This window comes from Methylobacterium sp. Leaf118 (assembly GCF_920984675.1).
Classification (GTDB): Bacteria; Pseudomonadota; Alphaproteobacteria; order Rhizobiales; family Beijerinckiaceae; genus Methylobacterium.
In genome coordinates this window covers 14,003-30,017 of record NZ_CAKLBV010000038.1, presented here as the reverse complement: position 1 = coordinate 30,017, position 16,015 = coordinate 14,003, and the positions used below count along the sequence as shown (strand labels likewise).

14 protein-coding genes are annotated in these 16,015 nt (G+C 69.1%); 9 read left to right on the top strand and 5 right to left on the bottom strand.

Annotated elements, in window-relative coordinates:
* Positions 1–230 precede the first annotated feature (230 nt).
* A complete protein-coding gene (locus LW587_RS15805) occupies positions 231–2,048 on the top strand; it encodes a PQQ-dependent methanol/ethanol family dehydrogenase (protein WP_232630546.1) in 1,818 nt (605 codons plus the stop codon).
* A gap of 111 nt (positions 2,049–2,159) precedes the next feature.
* On the opposite strand, the gene leuD is transcribed toward LW587_RS15805, so the two are convergent.
* A complete protein-coding gene (leuD, locus tag LW587_RS15800; RefSeq protein WP_232630545.1) occupies positions 2,160–2,765 on the bottom strand; it encodes a 3-isopropylmalate dehydratase small subunit in 606 nt (201 codons plus the stop codon).
* Between the two features lie 169 nt (positions 2,766–2,934).
* Between leuD and LW587_RS15795 the strand changes: the two genes are divergently transcribed.
* Positions 2,935–3,111, top strand: coding sequence for a hypothetical protein (locus LW587_RS15795; protein ID WP_232630544.1), 177 nt, complete (start codon positions 2,935–2,937; stop codon positions 3,109–3,111).
* Positions 3,112–3,195: 84 nt separating this feature from the next.
* Here the strand turns inward: LW587_RS15795 and ccrA are convergent, their stop codons facing one another.
* The gene (gene ccrA, locus LW587_RS15790; protein WP_232630543.1) at positions 3,196–4,497 is read right to left on the bottom strand and encodes a crotonyl-CoA carboxylase/reductase; all 1,302 of its coding nucleotides are present in this window, start codon (positions 4,495–4,497) and stop codon (positions 3,196–3,198) included.
* 547 nt (positions 4,498–5,044) lie between these two features.
* Here ccrA and LW587_RS15785 point away from each other — a divergent pair.
* Complete coding sequence (locus LW587_RS15785) at positions 5,045–5,416, top strand: hypothetical protein (protein WP_232630542.1); 372 nt, start codon at positions 5,045–5,047, stop codon at positions 5,414–5,416.
* Between the two features lie 225 nt (positions 5,417–5,641).
* Positions 5,642–7,696 (top strand): protein meaA, encoded by a 2,055-nt coding sequence (locus tag LW587_RS15780; protein ID WP_232630541.1) that lies wholly within the window; start codon positions 5,642–5,644, stop codon positions 7,694–7,696.
* Between the two features lie 113 nt (positions 7,697–7,809).
* On the opposite strand, the gene tyrS is transcribed toward LW587_RS15780, so the two are convergent.
* Positions 7,810–9,081: a tyrosine--tRNA ligase gene (gene tyrS / locus LW587_RS15775; RefSeq protein WP_232630540.1), complete on the bottom strand. Its 1,272-nt coding sequence runs from the start codon at positions 9,079–9,081 to the stop codon at positions 7,810–7,812.
* Positions 9,082–9,202: 121 nt separating this feature from the next.
* Here tyrS and LW587_RS15770 point away from each other — a divergent pair, with 121 nt between their 5' ends.
* The 5 genes from LW587_RS15770 to LW587_RS15750 all read left to right on the top strand — a co-directional run bounded on the left by LW587_RS15770 (position 9,203) and on the right by LW587_RS15750 (position 13,534).
* Positions 9,203–10,336 (top strand): anhydro-N-acetylmuramic acid kinase, encoded by a 1,134-nt coding sequence (locus tag LW587_RS15770; protein ID WP_232630539.1) that lies wholly within the window; start codon positions 9,203–9,205, stop codon positions 10,334–10,336.
* 24 nt (positions 10,337–10,360) lie between these two features.
* Positions 10,361–10,984, top strand: a complete 624-nt coding sequence (locus tag LW587_RS15765) for a DUF3578 domain-containing protein (protein ID WP_232630538.1) — start codon at positions 10,361–10,363, stop codon at positions 10,982–10,984.
* A gap of 12 nt (positions 10,985–10,996) precedes the next feature.
* Positions 10,997–12,097 (top strand): chorismate synthase, encoded by a 1,101-nt coding sequence (aroC, locus tag LW587_RS15760; protein WP_232630537.1) that lies wholly within the window; start codon positions 10,997–10,999, stop codon positions 12,095–12,097.
* A gap of 31 nt (positions 12,098–12,128) precedes the next feature.
* Positions 12,129–13,205: a 3,4-dihydroxy-2-butanone-4-phosphate synthase gene (gene ribB / locus LW587_RS15755; RefSeq protein WP_232630536.1), complete on the top strand. Its 1,077-nt coding sequence runs from the start codon at positions 12,129–12,131 to the stop codon at positions 13,203–13,205.
* A 98-nt stretch (positions 13,206–13,303) separates the two neighbouring features.
* Positions 13,304–13,534 carry a zinc ribbon domain-containing protein gene (locus tag LW587_RS15750; RefSeq protein WP_232630535.1) on the top strand — a complete coding sequence of 77 codons (231 nt, stop codon included), beginning with the start codon at positions 13,304–13,306 and terminating at the stop codon, positions 13,532–13,534.
* Between the two features lie 33 nt (positions 13,535–13,567).
* On the opposite strand, the gene LW587_RS15745 is transcribed toward LW587_RS15750, so the two are convergent.
* Together LW587_RS15745 and LW587_RS15740 are read right to left on the bottom strand one after the other, a co-directional pair.
* Complete coding sequence (locus tag LW587_RS15745; protein ID WP_232630534.1) at positions 13,568–14,572, bottom strand: helix-turn-helix domain-containing protein; 1,005 nt, start codon at positions 14,570–14,572, stop codon at positions 13,568–13,570.
* 354 nt (positions 14,573–14,926) lie between these two features.
* Entirely contained in the window at positions 14,927–15,856 is a 930-nt protein-coding gene (locus LW587_RS15740; protein WP_232630563.1) for a histone deacetylase family protein, read from the bottom strand.
* Positions 15,857–16,015: the final 159 nt, after the last annotated feature.

Below are 16,015 nucleotides of genomic sequence, written 5' to 3'. Positions count from 1 at the left end.
CCGCGCGCGCTGGAGTTTTCTCAGTTTCTCTCTCACACGTCACACTGCATTCGCCGCGAGAACGTCAAAATCTATACGCGAAGCGGCGACCCAAAAATCTTATCTTGGACTTATGGCCAATAACGACGGCGCTCGCGCAAGGCTAGCGTGCCCGTCGAGGCTGCCGCCACAACGGACGCGACGCCACAAGGTCCGCCGGCCGCCGAACAAACCATGAGGAGGATTTCCCGATGAAGGTGCGTGACCGGTTCCTCGCGGCCGTGGGGGCGGCGGCGCTCCTCGCGGGCGCTTCGCAGGCCCTCGCGGCGCCCGACGCCAAAAGCGAGAGCAAGAGCGAGACCAAGAGCGAGAAGCTCGCCGGCGCCGTCAGCAACGAGGCGATCCTCAACGACGCCAAGACCACCGACGACGTCGTCACCTACGGCCTCGGCCTCCAGGCCCAGCGCTACACCCCGCTCAAGGCCATCAACAAGGAGACGATCCAGGGGCTGGTCCCGGCCTACTCGTTCTCCTTCGGCGGCGAGAAGCAGCGCGGCCAGGAGAGCCAAGCGCTGGTCAAGGACGGCGTCCTCTACGTCACCGGCTCGTATTCGCGCCTCTACGCGCTCGATTCGCGCACCGGCGAGAAGCTGTGGGAGTACAATGCCCGCCTGCCGGAGGGCATCCTGCCCTGCTGCGACGTGGTGAACCGCGGCGCCGCGCTCTACAAGGACAAGGTCTATTTCGGCACGCTCGACGCCAAGCTCGTCGCGCTCGACGCCAAGACCGGCAAGGTCGTGTGGCGCAAAGACATCGACGACTTCAAGGCCGGCTACAGCTACACCGCCGCGCCGCTGATCGTGAACGGCAAGATCATCACCGGCGTGTCGGGCGGCGAGTTCGGCATCGTCGGCCGGGTCGAGGCCCGCGACGCGGAGACCGGCGAGGTTCTCTGGAAGCGCCCCGTCATCGAGGGCCATATAGGCGAGCTGAACGGCAAGCCCTCGACCATGACCGGCCAGCTCAACGAGACCTGGCCCGGCGACATGTGGAAATACGGCGGCGGCGCCACCTGGCTCGGCGGCACCTACGACGCCGAGACCAACCTGCTCTACTTCGGCACCGGCAATCCGGGTCCGTGGAACTCGGCGCTGCGCCCCGGCGACAACAAGTGGTCGGCCTCGCGCATCGCGCTGAACCCGGACAACGGCGAGATCGTGTGGGGCTTCCAGACCACGCCGCATGACGGCTGGGACTTCGACGGCGTGAACGAGTTCGTGCCGTTCGATCTCCAGAAGGACGGCAAGACCGTGAAGGCCGGCGCCACCGCCGACCGCAATGGCTTCTTCTACGTCCTCGACCGGACCAACGGGAAGTTCATCTCGGCCGCGCCGTTCGTCGAGAAGATCAGCTGGGCCAAGGGCATCGATCCGAACGGCCGCCCGATCTACGACGACGCCTTCCGCCCCGGCGACCCGTCGAAGTCGGAGGACGGCAAGAAGGGCAAGTCCGTCTTCGCCGTGCCGAGCTTCCTCGGCGGCAAGAACTGGATGCCGATCGGCTACAGCCCCGACACCAAGCTGTTCTACGTGCCCTCGAACGAGTGGGGCATGGATATCTGGAACGAGCCGGTGAACTACAAGAAGGGCGCCGCCTATCTCGGCGCCGGCTTCACCATCAAGCCGATCTTCGAAGACCATATCGGCTCGCTGAAGGCGATCGACCCGGCCACCGGCAAGGTGGTGTGGAACTACAAGAACAAGGCCCCGCTCTGGGGCGGCGTCCTGACCACGGGCGGGAACCTCGTCTTCACCGGCACGCCCGAGGGCTTCCTGAAGGCCTTCGACGCCAAGACCGGCGAGGAAGTCTGGAAGTTCCAGGTCGGCACCGGTGTGGTCTCCTCGCCGATCAGCTGGGAGCAGGACGGCGAGCAGTGGATCGGCGTCGCGGCCGGCTGGGGCGGCGCGGTCCCGCTCTGGGGCGGCGAGGTGGCCAAGTCCACCGCGGGCATCAACCAGGGCGGCAGCTTCTGGGCCTTCAAGCTGCCGAAGAAGCTGGCGGCGCGCTGAAAGAACGAGGCCGGCGCCCTGCGGCGCCGGCCCGCGTCATCCGATGAAAGAAAAGCCCCCGGGCCGCGCGAGCGCCCCGGGGGTTCGTCGTTCTGGACCAAGCGGGGCGGGTCAGGCCCATTGGCGCTCGGCGAGGCGGGCCTCGTAGGCCGCGATCGACGGCGCCTTGTCGGCGAGCGTCAGGCCGATCTCGTCGAGGCCGTTGAGCAGGCTGTGCTTGCGGCCCTCGTCGATGTCGAAATGTAGCGTGCCGCCATCCGGCCCCTTGATGGTCTGGGCGGCGAGATCGATCGTGAGCGTCGCGTTGGCGCCGCGCTCGGCGTCCTGGAACAGCTTCTCGAGATCCTCGGGCGAGACGATGATCGCCAGGATGCCGTTCTTGGCGCAGTTGTTGAAGAAGATGTCGGCGAAGCTCGTCGAGATCACGCAGCGGATGCCGAAATCGGCCAGCGCCCAGGGGGCGTGCTCGCGGGAGGAGCCGCAGCCGAAATTGTCGCCGACCACGAGAACCTTGGCGTTGCGGTAGGCCGGCTGGTTGAGGATGAACTCGGGATTCTCCGAGCCGTCGTCGTTGTAGCGCATCTCGGAGAAGAGCCCCTGGCCGAGGCCGGTGCGCTTGATCGTCTTGAGATACTGTTTCGGGATGATCCGGTCGGTGTCGACGTTGATGATCCGCATGGGCGCGGCGACGCCCTCCAGGGTCGTGAACTTTTCCATGGCACTTCTCGAAACCGTCGCGCGGACGGGCTATGCTGGTCCCGTACCGATGTCCGGCGCGTTCTAGCAGCGGGGCCGCCGTGCCGGAAGGCGTGTGGACGCGGCCCGCCCGACCGGCCTCCCCGTTGCCGTCCCGGCCGTCGCTCCGCGATGGGGGTTCCTGCACGACATGGCCGATACATCCGACACCTTCAAGAAGGCGCCCAAGCGCAAGCCCTCCAAGGGGAAGAGCGTGGCGGTGTCGCCCGAGATGCGGGCGGCCTATGCCGACATGATCAAGGAACACAGCGACAAGCAGGACAGCTACGAGCGCCATCTGCGCCAGGACGAGCCGAAGCGGCGCTGACCCGCACCCACGAAAAAGCCTGTGCCGTTCCCGCGGAAACGGCACAGGCTCAGGGTCAACGGAGCCGGATGGAGGGCGTCGCCGTTACGGCATCGCCTTCAGCGTGCCGGCCTCGATCACGTCCTCGACGGTGCGCAGGCCCGCCCGGGTGGCATTGACGAGCACCGCCATGTTGCCCGGCGGGTGCTGGTTCTTCCACATCTTGGTGTGGGCGGCCGGGATCTTGTCCCAGGGCAGGACCTCGCTCATGCAGGGGTCGATGCGCCGGTCGATCACGAACTGGTTGGCGGCCGAGGCCTGTTTGAGGTGGGCGAAATGCGAGCCCTGGATACGCTTCTGGCGCATCCAGACGTAGCGGGCGTCGAAGGTGATGTTGAAGCCGGTGGTGCCGGCGCAGAACACGATCATGCCGCCGCGCTTGGCCACCAGGGTCGAGACCGGGAAGGTCGACTCGCCCGGATGCTCGAACACGATGTCGACATCGTTGCCCTTGCCGGTGATGTCCCAGATCGCCTTGCCGAACTTCCGGGCTTCCTTGAGCCAGGTGTTGTATTCCGGCGAGTTGACCTTCGGCAGCTGGCCCCAGCAATCGAAGTCCTTGCGGTTGATGACGCCCTTGGCGCCCAGGCTCATCACGTAGTCGCGCTTCGACTCGTCGGAGATCACCGCGATGGCGTTGGCGCCCGAGGCCGCGCAGAGCTGGACCGCGAACACGCCGAGACCACCGGAGGCGCCCCAGACCAGCACGTTCTGGCCCGGACGCACGGTGTGCGGCGCGTGGCCGAACAGCATGCGGTAGGCGGTGGCGAGGGTGAGGGTGTAGCAGGCCGCCTCTTCCCAGGTGAGGTGCTGGGGCCGCTTCATCAGCTGGCGCGACTGCACCCGGCAGAACTGCGCGAAGGAGCCGTCGCCCGTCTCGTAACCCCAGATGCGCTGCGAGGGCGAGAACATCGGGTCGCCGCCGTTGCACTCCTCGTCGTCGCCGTCGTCGCGGTTGCAGTGGACGATGACCTCGTCGCCGACCTTCCAGCGCTTCACCTTGGCGCCGACCTTCCAGACGATGCCGGAGGCGTCGGACCCGGCGATGTGGTACTCGCCCTTGTGCACGTCGAACGGCGAGATCGGCTCGCCCAGGCCGGCCCAGACGCCGTTGTAGTTCACGCCCGCGGCCATGACGTAGACGAGCACCTCGTCATCGCCGATATCCCACACCGGCAGCACTTCGAGCTGGTGCGACTGCTCCGGCGGCCCGTGCCGCTCGCGGCGGATCGCCCAGGCATACATCTTGGCCGGCACGTGGCCGAGCGGCGGGATCTCGCCGAGCTCGTAAAGGTCCTTGGCTTCCGCCGTCTGGCCGCTCCAGGCCGGCGCTGCGCTTGCAGCCATCGTGGCTCTCCCTCTCATATCAGTGGTCCGCCCGGACACGCCGCGCGAACTTGGCTGACGCTATAAGCATGATGTTTCAGGCCTTCCAAGTGGCCTAAAAGGCGACTGCCCGAACCACCCGCACAAAAAACCTGCGCCGCTTCGCGACAAAATCTTTGAATACAAAATTTACTTGAGGTGATGGCACGGCGGCCGGGCGCGCGAGATTGGGCCGCCATCACGGGACGCTGTGGCGGAATCTTGCCACGCCGGAAAACGCCGGCGAACCGATCGCCGCCGCCCTGGCCCGCGGCGACCCTTGAGGTTCGTCGTGGCGGTGCGGCGCGCCGGGACAGCGCGCCGACCCCATGGCGCCGGCCCGGCCCGTGCCGCCGCAAGCAACGCCGGACGCGTTCCGTACGGATGTTCCGACAAAAATCTCAGAAAATGACGGGATTAAACGTCGAACCAAGGCTTGTGCGCTGGAGCACGTGGCCGGAAATACTGACGAATTATTGGGCGGTTGTCGCGCGTTTCATCAGTATCTGCCACCTTCAGGAGCATCGTCTTGCAGCGCGTCGTCCTCAGTCTCTCGCTGACCCTCGCTTTGATCGCCACCAGCGTCCTGCCGGCCGCGTCCCGTCCAGGGCCGGGACAGGAGCGTCGTGCCGCCGCCGCGGCGGCCAAGCGCCCCGCGCCGCACTGGTCGAGCATCGGGCCCGATCTCCAGCCGGTCGGCGTTCGGACCTCCCCCAGTTCCGCCGGCCTGCCGACGATCCCGTTCCCGGGCTGGAGCCACGGTTCGAGCCGCTGTGACGTCGTCGTGAAGCGCCCGGGCGGCAATCCGACCCAGGACATGACCGGCTCGATCGGCCACGCGAAGAGCCACAACAGCAACGGGGGGGCCGGCCGGATGCGGGTCTGCGGCGGCGCGCGCTGAGCGGGTCCGACCGGAGACGGCCCCGCGCCCGCGGGGTCGGCTCCGGCCTCCGGTCGGACGGTCCGGCCGCGAAATTCCCTTGGCCGGCGCGTCAGGTTTTTCTCAAAGCGCCATCCCGGATCCTCGCCCTTTCTTCCAGATGACGAGCCGCGACGGCTTCGCTACGGTGCCGCGAAGCCCGCGCCCCCGCGCGGAAAACAAGTAACGTCATACGGAGTCGAGGGGATGAGCGGAAACGCGAACGTCGCCGAGGTCAAGCGCGACAAGCCCTGGCTGATCCGGACCTATGCCGGCCACTCGAACGCGGCGGAATCGAACAAGCTCTATCGCGGCAACCTCGCCAAGGGGCAGACCGGCCTGTCGGTCGCCTTCGATCTGCCGACCCAGACCGGCTACGATCCCGACCACGAGCTCGCCCGCGGCGAGGTCGGCAAGGTCGGCGTCTCGGTGGCGCATCTCGGCGACATGCGGACCCTGTTCGACCAGATTCCGCTGGCGCAGATGAACACCTCGATGACGATCAACGCCACGGCGCCGTGGCTGCTGTCGCTCTATCTCGCGGTGGCCGAGGAGCAGGGCGCCCCGTTGTCGGCGCTCCAGGGCACCACCCAGAACGACATCATCAAGGAATATCTCTCGCGTGGGACCTACGTGTTCCCGCCCGCGCCCTCGCTCCGGCTCACCAAGGACGTGATCCTGTTCACGACCAAGGAAGTCCCGAAGTGGAACCCGATGAACGTCTGCTCCTACCACCTGCAGGAGGCGGGCGCGACGCCGGTTCAGGAGCTGTCCTACGCGCTGGCCATCGCCATCGCGGTGCTCGACACGGTGCGCGACGACCCCGATTTCGACGAGGCGGGCTTCTCCGACGTGTTCAGCCGCATCTCGTTCTTCGTGAACGCCGGGATGCGGTTCATCACCGAAATCTGCAAGATGCGGGCCTTCGCCGAGCTGTGGGACGAGATCGCGCAGGAACGCTACGGCATCACCGACGCTAAGAAGCGCATCTTCCGCTACGGCGTGCAGGTCAACAGCCTCGGACTGACCGAGCAGCAGCCCGAGAACAACGTTCACCGCATCCTCATCGAGATGCTGGCGGTGACGCTGTCGAAGCGGGCCCGCGCCCGCGCGGTGCAGCTGCCGGCCTGGAACGAGGCGCTCGGCCTGCCGCGGCCCTGGGACCAGCAATGGTCGATGCGGATGCAGCAGATCCTCGCCTTCGAGACGGACCTGCTCGAATACGACGACATCTTCGACGGGTCCAAGGTGATCGAGGCCCGCGTCGAGGCGCTCAAGGAGCAGACCCGGGCCGAACTGGCGCGCATCGCCGAACTCGGCGGCGCGGTCACCGCCGTCGAGGCGGGCGAGCTGAAGCGGGCGCTGGTGGAATCGAACGCCAAGCGCATCGCCGCCATCGAGCGCGGCGAGCAGATCGTCGTCGGCGTCAACAAGTGGGAGCAGGGCGAGCCCTCGCCGCTGACCGCCGGGGAGGGGGCGATCTTCACGGTCTCCGAGACCGTCGAAATGGAGGCCGAGGCCCGCATCCGCGAATGGCGCGCCAAGCGCGACGAGCGGGCGGTGGCCACGGCCCTCGACGCGCTGGAGGCGGCGGCCCGCTCGGGGGCCAACATCATGCCGCCCTCGGTGGCCGCCGCGAAGGCCGGCGTGACCACGGGCGAGTGGGGCGGGCGCCTGCGCGAGGTGTTCGGCGAGTATCGCGCGCCCACCGGCGTGACGCTCCAGACCGCCTCCTCCGGGGCGGCCGAGGAGGCCAAGCTCCTCATCGCCGATCTCGGCGAGCGCCTCGGCGAGACCCCGAAGCTCGTGGTCGGCAAGCCGGGCCTCGACGGCCATTCCAACGGCGCCGAGCAGATCGCCCTGCGCGCCCGGGATGTCGGCTTCGACGTGACCTATGACGGGATCCGCCAGACCCCGAGCGAGATCGTCGCCAAGGCGGCGGAGCGGGGCGCCCACGTCATCGGCCTGTCGATCCTCTCGGGCAGCCACGTGCCGCTGGTGCGCGAGGTGAAGGCGAAGCTGCGCGAGGCCGGCCTCGACCACGTGCCGGTCGTCGTCGGCGGCATCATCTCGCCGGAGGACGAGCTGGTGCTCAAGAATATGGGGGTGACCGCGGTCTACACGCCCAAGGATTACGTGCTCGACAAGATCATGGTCGGGCTCGCCAAGGTCGTGGATCGCGCCCTCGACAAGCGGGCCGCCGACAAGGCGGATGCGGCGGCCGGACGCCCAGGCGCGCCGCGTCCCGAGCAGGTGTTCTGAGAGCGGCCCCATAAGGGTCCAGGCTCACGGCCCGGACCCGTTGTCCGGTGAGCGGCCCCGGGATGACGGGGCCCGCTCCCGGCTCGCTTCAGAGGGAGCGCGGGGGGGGGCCGCTACGCCGGCCGGAGCAGCACGTGCTTCTTGCGGCCGAACGAGAGCTTGATCACGCCCTCGGCCGTCGCATCGCTCGGCCCCAGCACCGCCTTCTCGTCGGTGAGCTGGACGTCGTTGACCCGCAGGCCGCCGCCCTTGATCTGGCGGCGGGCCTCGCTCGTGGACGGCACGAGCTTGGCGTAGTCCGGCCCGAAGGCGGTGAGCACGCCGAGCCCGGCCTCCAGCACCGCCCGCGGCACCGTGACGGTCGGCAGCGAATCGGCCAGCGTCCCCTCGACGAAGGTCTTCCGCGCGGTCTCGGCAGCGCTCTGCGCGGCCTCGGCGCCGTGCATCAGACGGGTCGCCTCGGTGGCGAGGACCGTTTTGGCTTCGTTGATCTCGGCACCCTGCAGGGCGGAGAGCCGCGCGATCTCGTTCATCGGCAGCAGCGTGAACAGCTTGAGGAAACGCGCCACGTCGGCATCCTCGGTGTTGCGCCAGAACTGCCAGTAATCGTAGGGCGGCAGCATCCCGGCATCGAGCCACACGGCGCCGGCAGCGGTCTTGCCCATCTTGGCGCCCGAGGCCGTGGTCAGCAGCGGGCAGGTCAGCCCGTAGAGCTGGGGCGTGCCCATGCGGCGGCCGAGATCGATCCCGTTGACGATGTTGCCCCACTGATCGGACCCGCCCATCTGCAGGCGGCAGCCGTAGCGGCGGCTGAGTTCGGCGAAGTCGTAGGACTGGAGGATCATGTAGTTGAACTCCAGGAACGACAGCTCCTGATCGCGCTCCAGCCGCAGCCGGACGCTGTCCATCGACATCATCCGGTTGACGGAGAAATGGCGGCCGACATCGCGCAGCATGTCGATGTAGTTGAGCTTCGTCAGCCACTCGGCGTTGTCGACCATGATCGCGTCGGCTTCGTCCGCGCCGAAGGTCAGGAACCGGTCGAAGGTCTTGCGGATGCCGTCCTTGTTGGCCTCGATCTGCTCCAGCGTCAGGATCTTGCGCGCCTCGTCGCGGCCCGACGGGTCGCCGACGCGGGTGGTGCCGCCGCCCATGAGCGCGATCGGCCGGCCACCGGTCGCTTGCAGCCAGTGCAGCATCATGATCGAGAGCAGGTGGCCGACATGGAGCGAGGCCGCGGTGCAGTCATAGCCGACATAGGCCGTGAGCCGCCCCTCGCGCGCCGCCGCGTCGATGCCCTCGATGTCGGAGGCCTGATGGATGTAGCCGCGCTCGGTCAGCACCCTCAGGAAATCGGATTGCGGCGCGAAGCTCTCGGCGGTCATGGCGGTCTCGAAGGTGGGGCGGCGCGACAGGCGCGCGGAGCCCGTGCTAGCTCGGATCGGGCCGAAGGGATGGGCCGGCTCTTAGCAAACCGATCTCGGAAACGCACGGGGACAGCGGCACATGACGACGCGGCGGGCGATCGGGCTGATGAGCGGCACCTCGCTCGACGGGATCGACGTGGCCCTGATCGAGAGCGACGGGACCCGCCTGCGCGTCCTGCGCAGCGGCAATGACCGCGTCGCGGCGCTCGGGCCGACGGGCTATCGCGGCTATGCGGAAGACGAGCGGGCGCTCCTGACGCGGGCCCTGCGCGACGCCGAGGCGGTGACGGCGCGAACCGACCGGCCCGGCTGCCTGCCCGAGGCGGAGGCCTTCCTGACCCGCGCCCATGCCGAGGCAATCGAGGCGTTCCTTGCACAGAACGGGCTGACGCCCAATGAGATCGACGTGGTCGGCTTCCATGGCCAGACCGTTTTGCACCGTCCGCGCGAGGGGCTGACGGTGCAGATCGGGGACGGGGCGGCCCTGGCGCAGCGCCTCGGCATCCCGGTGGTCGCCGATCTCCGCGCCGAGGACGTGGCCCGCGGCGGCCAGGGCGCGCCGCTGGTGCCGGTGTTCCATCGGGCGCTCGCCGAGGCGGCCGGCTATGCCGGGCCGCTCGCGGTCCTCAACATCGGCGGCGTCGCCAACGTGACGCTGATCGATTCGGGGGGCGGGATGCTGGCCTTCGACACCGGCCCCGGCAATGCGCCGGTCAACGACTGGATGAAGGAGCGTGAGGGCGCGCCCTTCGACCGCGACGGCACCCGCGCGGCGCAGGGGAGGGTGGACGAGGCGCTGGTCGCGTGGCTGCTCCGGCACCCGTATTTCGAGGCGGTGCCGCCGAAATCGCTGGACCGCCACTGGTTCTCGCACAAGCTCGCCGGCCATCTCGGCACCGCCGACGGCGCCGCGACGCTGACCGCCTTCGCGGCCCGCGCCATCCGGGCGAGCCTCGACCATGCCTCCGAGCGCCCGACCCGCTGGATCGTGGCCGGCGGCGGGGCACGGAACCGGACCCTGGTGGCGATGCTCCAGGACCTGCTCGACACCGAGATCGTAAACGCCGACGCGCTCGGCTGGTCCGCCGACTTCCTCGAGGCGCAGGCCTTCGCCTATCTGGCGCTGCGCTCGGTCGAGGGGCTGCCGATCACCTTCCCGAGTACCACCGGGGTCTCCGCCCCGGCGCCGGGCGGGGTGCTGCATCGCCCGTGAGCGTCCGTTCGTGAGGCGCCGTTCTTGAGCCTTGGCCATGCCCTGCGCCGTATCATCCGAGAGTACCCGCTCGCCCGGCTCGATCCACCGGCCGGGCACCCGCTCGCCCATGTGATCCGGAAGGGCGCGGCGGACGAGTTGCGCGCCGCGCTGGCCCCCCTTGGCGGACCCTACCTCGTCAAGGGCAGTCCCGGGCGCGGCACCCGCTGGGCCGCCGTGCCCTGGCTGGCCGCCTTCGACCCCGCGGTCACCACCAGCGCGACGCGGGGCTACTACCTCGTCTACCTCTTCCCGGCCCATCGCGAGGCGGTGCACCTGTCGCTGGTACAGGGGACGGTGGCGGCGATTCGCGCGCATGGACCGCGGGCCGCTGCCCATCTGCGCACGAGCGGCGCGGCCGTACGGGCGCGTCTGACCGATTTCGCGGAGGCGCTGCCGGTGGCCGAGATCACCCTCGGCAGCGCGGGCGAATTGCCCGAGGGCTACGAGGCCGCCCACATCCTGGGCCTCACCTACGGGCTCGCCGACCTCGCCGACGAGCGACGCCTCTGGTCCGATCTCGCTCACGGCGTGGCCGCATACCGGGCGCTGAAGGCGCGGGGCGGGCTGATGGGCGACGAATTTGTGCCCCACGGCATCCCGCGCTAAGGCACGCGCGCCATGTCCCACAACAGCTTCGGCCACCTGTTCCGCGTTACCACCTTCGGCGAGAGCCACGGCGTCGCGCTCGGCTGCGTGGTGGACGGCTGCCCGCCCGGACTGCCGCTGGACGCGGACGACATCCAGGCCGAGCTCGACCGGCGCAAACCCGGCCAGTCGCGCTTCACCACGCAGCGCCGCGAGCCGGATCAGGTGAAGATCCTGTCGGGCGTGTTCGGCGACGACCGCACCGGCGGGCGCCCGCTCACCACCGGGACGCCGATCGCCCTGATGATCGAGAACACCGACCAGCGCTCGAAGGATTATTCGGAGATCCGCGACAGCTACCGGCCGGGCCACGCCGACTACACCTACGACGCCAAATACGGTTTCCGCGATTATCGCGGCGGCGGTCGCTCCTCCGCGCGCGAGACCGCGGCCCGCGTCGCGGCCGGCGCCATCGCCCGCAAGGTCATCCCCGGCATCACCATCCGGGCGGCCCTCGTGCAGATGGGCCCGCATGCCATCGACCGCTCCCGCTGGGACTGGGACGAGGTCGGGCGAAACCCGTTCTTCTGCCCCGACCCAGAGGCCGCGGCGCTCTATGAAACCTACCTCGACGCCATCCGAAAAGACGGCTCGTCGGTCGGTGCCGTGATCGAGGTGGTGGCGGAGGGCGTGCCCCCGGGCCTCGGGGCGCCGGTCTACGGCAAGCTCGACGCCGATCTCGCCGCCGCCATGATGTCGATCAACGCGGTCAAGGGCGTCGAGATCGGCGACGGCTTCGCGGCAGCGGCCTTGCGCGGCGAGGACAACGCCGACGAAATGCGCGCCGGCAATGGCGGGCGCCCGCGCTTCCTCGCCAACCATGCCGGCGGCATCCTGGGCGGAATCTCGTCCGGCGAGCCGGTGGTGGTGCGCTTTGCCGTGAAGCCGACCTCCTCGATCCTGACGCCGCGCCAGAGCGTGACGCGCGACGGCCAGGACATCGACCTGATCACCAAGGGCCGCCACGACCCCTGCGTCGGCATCCGCGCCGTTCCCGTCGCCGAGGCGATGATGGCATGCGTGCTGGCCGATCATTATCTGCGTCATCGCGGGCAGGTCGGCGAGCGCGCCTGATCCACCCTCGGACACGAACGAGACGAAGCCAGTGCCCCATTGCAGCGTCACCGAGGCCATCGAGGCCTTCGCCCGCGGCGAGATCGTGGTCGTCACCGACGACGACGATCGCGAGAACGAGGGCGATCTCGTCGTCGCCGCCTCGCTCTGCACGCCGGAGAAGATGGCCTTCATCATCCGCAACACCTGCGGCATCGTCTGCGCGCCGATCACGCTCGCCGAGGCGCGCCGCCTCCATCTCGACCCCATGGTGGCCTCGAACGACGCTCCCCTCGGCACCGCCTTCACGGTGACGGTGGACGTGCGCCACGGGCTCACCACCGGCATCTCCGCCGAGCAGCGCTGCAACACCGTCCGCGCGCTGGCCAACGGCAACATGGGCGCCAACGATTTCGTCCGCCCCGGCCACGTCTTCCCGCTGATCGCCCGCGACGGCGGCGTGCTCATGCGCTCGGGGCACACCGAGGCCGCGGTCGATCTGTGCAAGCTCGCCGGCCTTCCCGCCGTCGGCGTCATCTGCGAACTCGCCAACGACGACGGCACCGTGATGAAGGGGCCGCAGATCGACGCGTTCTCGGAGCACCATGGCCTCAAGCGGGTCTCGGTGGCCGACCTGATCGCCTACCGCCAAGCCCGGGACCGGCTGGTCGAGCGGGTCGGCACCTTCCCGGTCAAGACCGAGTTCGGCCCGATGACGGGCTACGCCTACGTCACGCCGTTCGAGCCGATCCAGCAATTCGCCTTCGTCCACGGAAACATCGGCGACGGGCGCAACCTGCTGGTGCGCCTGCACCGCTCCAACGTGGTCGCCGACGTGATCGAGGGCGGGCGCCAGATCGAGGGCGTGATGCGCCGTTTCGCGGCGGAGGGGAGAGGCGTCCTCGTCTATCTCCGCGACGGCACGGCGGGCGTGCCGCTCAATCGCTACGCCGACGAGGGAGCCGAGGCCCAGCGGGTGCGCCAGTGGCGTGAAGTGGGGCTCGGCGCGCAGATCCTGCGCGATCTCGGCGTGGTCTCGATCCGCAACCTGTCGTCCTCGTCACGCTCCTATGTCGGCCTTTCGGGCTTCGGCATCGAGCTGGCCGGCGAGGAGCCGCTGGAAGGGTGACCCCTTCCGCTCTCCTCAAGCCCCCCTTGCGGCCAAGCGCGGCCGCTCCCAGGTCCCAGGAGGCGGCCGGCGCGCCGCCCTTCGGAAGGGAGCACCGCATGGCCCTTGTTTCCTGTCCCGCCTGCGACCACCGCGTCTCCGAGACGGCAGTGGCCTGCCCGTCCTGCGGTCATCCGGGCGCGGGCGGCCGCCACGGCGTAATTCCCACCCTCGGCAGGGTCGCCGGGACCTATGTCTCGGCCAACGCCTTCTCCGAGCTCGTCCTGGGCAGCGTCATGTTCGTCTGCGTGGCCGCCGTGCTGATCACCCTGATCCTCGCGGGCCGATAGGGTCGACATCCGATCCGCCGGACGATGCGGCGATCACGCTTCGCGCAGCCATTTCCACACGTGCTGCACCGTCCCCTGACCGCTGATCCGCTGGACTACGCGACGCTCGCCCCGCCAAGCCTGGGGCGGGACGCCGTAGCGGTGGCGGAAGCTGCGGCTGAGTTGCGAGATACTGCTGAAGCCGAACACCTCGGCCAATCGGCTGAGGGTGCGTGTCTCGAGGGGATCGGCAAGAGCGTCGCGCACCGCCTCCAGGCGCTCGCCTTGCACGAAGTGCATCACGCCGCCCTCCGGTTCGAACAACCGGTAGAGGGTGGCGCGCGAAACCTGCATCTGCCCCGCGATGAACTCGGGCGAAAGATCGGGCCGCGACAGGTTCGCCTGCACGATCATCCTGGCCAGCGCCATCAGGCCGCCGTCGAGCTCGTGGCCGTCCAGCACGTCCGTCGCCTTCGAGCCATCGAGCAGGCGGCGCAGGAAGGCCACGAATTCATCTGCGAGCGCAGGGGCCTCGTGGGCCCGGGTGGTCGGCAACCGACGGTAGACGTCCAAGAGGCGCGCGGCCAGCAGCCGGTTGCGGGCCGTATCGAAGCGCAGGCCGTGTCCCTCGATCGGCAGCCCATGGAGGCGGAAGCTCGGTACGGCGATGCCGATCACATCGGCTCGGTCGAGCGTTCCGTCGAGCGGGGAACGGCGGGGGATGAAGGTCACGGTGCCGCGCGAGGCCGAGACCGGTTTGCCCGCGACGGTGCCCTGGAAGCGGCCGGATCGGTACAATTGGACCATGTATTGGTCGGGGCCGGCCTCGACGCGCTTGCTGTCACGCTGGAGCCGCTGGGTCGAGAGCAGCGAGCGCTGGGTGACGAGGTCGCCGATCTGGTACGCGATGTTGGTGCCGGAAGGCAGTGGGGCGGAGGGCGTTGCCGGACTCACCGCGTACATCGGCGCCAAGAGGGTGCGCCATTGCTCGAAGGCCTCTCCGGGCGGCAAGCCCGACGTCTTGAGGAAGAAGTGCGGAAGGCCCTTTTCGGCCGACATGATGTCTACGCCCGACAGGCCGGGGCGTCCGGCACCGGAGCCGCTCGGCGCGCGATTTTAGGCGGGCTCCCAAGGGCCGAGCAAGCTGTTCGCCCCTGCGCCAACTCGGCTTCGCAAACACGAATCCGAGATGCCTCCGGGCTGATCGAGCGGGGTCGGCCTCGGCGGCCTCCGGATGCGTTCGACAGGCTTCTCTCAGCACACAGGCGGTCGCACAGGTCCATACCGAAACGCTCACCGGCCGCGAACCTCGCCGGACGATGGGCGCCCCCTCTCGGGCCGATGCGCGCGCTTCGTGACGGCGGGTGCGATCGCGCGGTCGGGCAATCCCGTCCGCGCGTCGCGGGCGCCGAATCACCGCCCCATCAGCGCGTCCATATGGGCGGCGACGGAGCGGCCGAGGCCGTCGAGGCTGTAGCCGCCCTCCAGGATCGACACGATCCGACCGCCCGCGTGCCGGTCGGCGACCTCCATCAGGCGGCGCGTCGCCCAGCCGAAATCGGCCTCCTCGAGCTGCACGTTGCCGAGCGGGTCGAGCTTGTGGGCGTCGAACCCCGCCGAGATCACGATGAGGTCCGGCTTGAAGGCCTCGAGCCGGGGCAGGATGCGGGCCTCGAACGCCTCCCGGAACACCGCCCCGTCGTCGAAGGCGCGCAGGGGCACGTTGACGATGGTGTCGTGGTCGCCCCGCTCGCTCGTTGCGCCGGAGCCGGGGAAGAGCGGCATCTGGTGGGTCGAGGCGTAGAGCACGCTCTTGTCGGACCAGAAGATGTCCTGCGAGCCGTTGCCGTGGTGGACGTCCCAGTCGACCAGCGCCACCCGCTCCGCACCGAACGCCTTCTGGGCGTGACGCACCGCGATGGCGGCGTGGTTGAACAGGCAGAACCCCATGGCACGGGAGATCTCGGCATGGTGGCCCGGGGGGCGCATGGCGACGAAGGCGTTGGCGCATTCGCCCTTCATCACCGCGTCCACCGCGTGATTCGAGCCGCCGATGGCGTGCAGGCAGGTGTTGAGCGTGCCCGGCGACATCAGCGTGTCGGAATCGATCTGGAGCAGACCTTCCGTGGGCGAGGCCTCCACGATCGCCTCGACGAAGGCGGCCGGGTGGACGAGTTCGGCGACCGAGGCCTCGGCCTTCGGCGCGTGGGCGCGGACCAGGGCGGCGAATCGCTCGTTCTCCAGAGCGCGCTCCACCGCCTGCATGCGGGCGGGCCGCTCGGGATGGCCGGGTGGGGTCGCGTGTTCGAGCGCGCTCGGATGGGTGACGTACAGGGTGCTCAGGACGGTTCCTCCGGGGCGCTTCTCGGCGTTTGCCCGGACTCCCTTGTAGCCGCCGGGCAACAAGGCCGGCAATTGCGATCACGCGCCCGCGCGTCGTCTACGCGGGCCATCGGATCGGGCCTAAGCTTGGCCATCATCTGTCAACGCTCCCGCCCGCCT

What these genes read in the sequence shown, in the direction of transcription:
- LW587_RS15745 (WP_232630534.1), bottom strand. Translation starts at nt 14,572, where the DNA reads ATGTCGGCCGAAAAGGGCCTTCCGCACTTCTTCCTCAAGACGTCGGGC.
- LW587_RS15780 (WP_232630541.1), top strand. Translation starts at nt 5,642, where the DNA reads ATGAGCGGAAACGCGAACGTCGCCGAGGTCAAGCGCGACAAGCCCTGG.
- tyrS (WP_232630540.1), bottom strand. Translation starts at nt 9,081, where the DNA reads ATGACCGCCGAGAGCTTCGCGCCGCAATCCGATTTCCTGAGGGTGCTG.
- LW587_RS15795 (WP_232630544.1), top strand. Translation starts at nt 2,935, where the DNA reads ATGGCCGATACATCCGACACCTTCAAGAAGGCGCCCAAGCGCAAGCCC.
- aroC (WP_232630537.1), top strand. Translation starts at nt 10,997, where the DNA reads ATGTCCCACAACAGCTTCGGCCACCTGTTCCGCGTTACCACCTTCGGC.
- LW587_RS15750 (WP_232630535.1), top strand. Translation starts at nt 13,304, where the DNA reads ATGGCCCTTGTTTCCTGTCCCGCCTGCGACCACCGCGTCTCCGAGACG.
- leuD (WP_232630545.1), bottom strand. Translation starts at nt 2,765, where the DNA reads ATGGAAAAGTTCACGACCCTGGAGGGCGTCGCCGCGCCCATGCGGATC.
- LW587_RS15770 (WP_232630539.1), top strand. Translation starts at nt 9,203, where the DNA reads ATGACGACGCGGCGGGCGATCGGGCTGATGAGCGGCACCTCGCTCGAC.
- ccrA (WP_232630543.1), bottom strand. Translation starts at nt 4,497, where the DNA reads ATGGCTGCAAGCGCAGCGCCGGCCTGGAGCGGCCAGACGGCGGAAGCC.
- LW587_RS15805 (WP_232630546.1), top strand. Translation starts at nt 231, where the DNA reads ATGAAGGTGCGTGACCGGTTCCTCGCGGCCGTGGGGGCGGCGGCGCTC.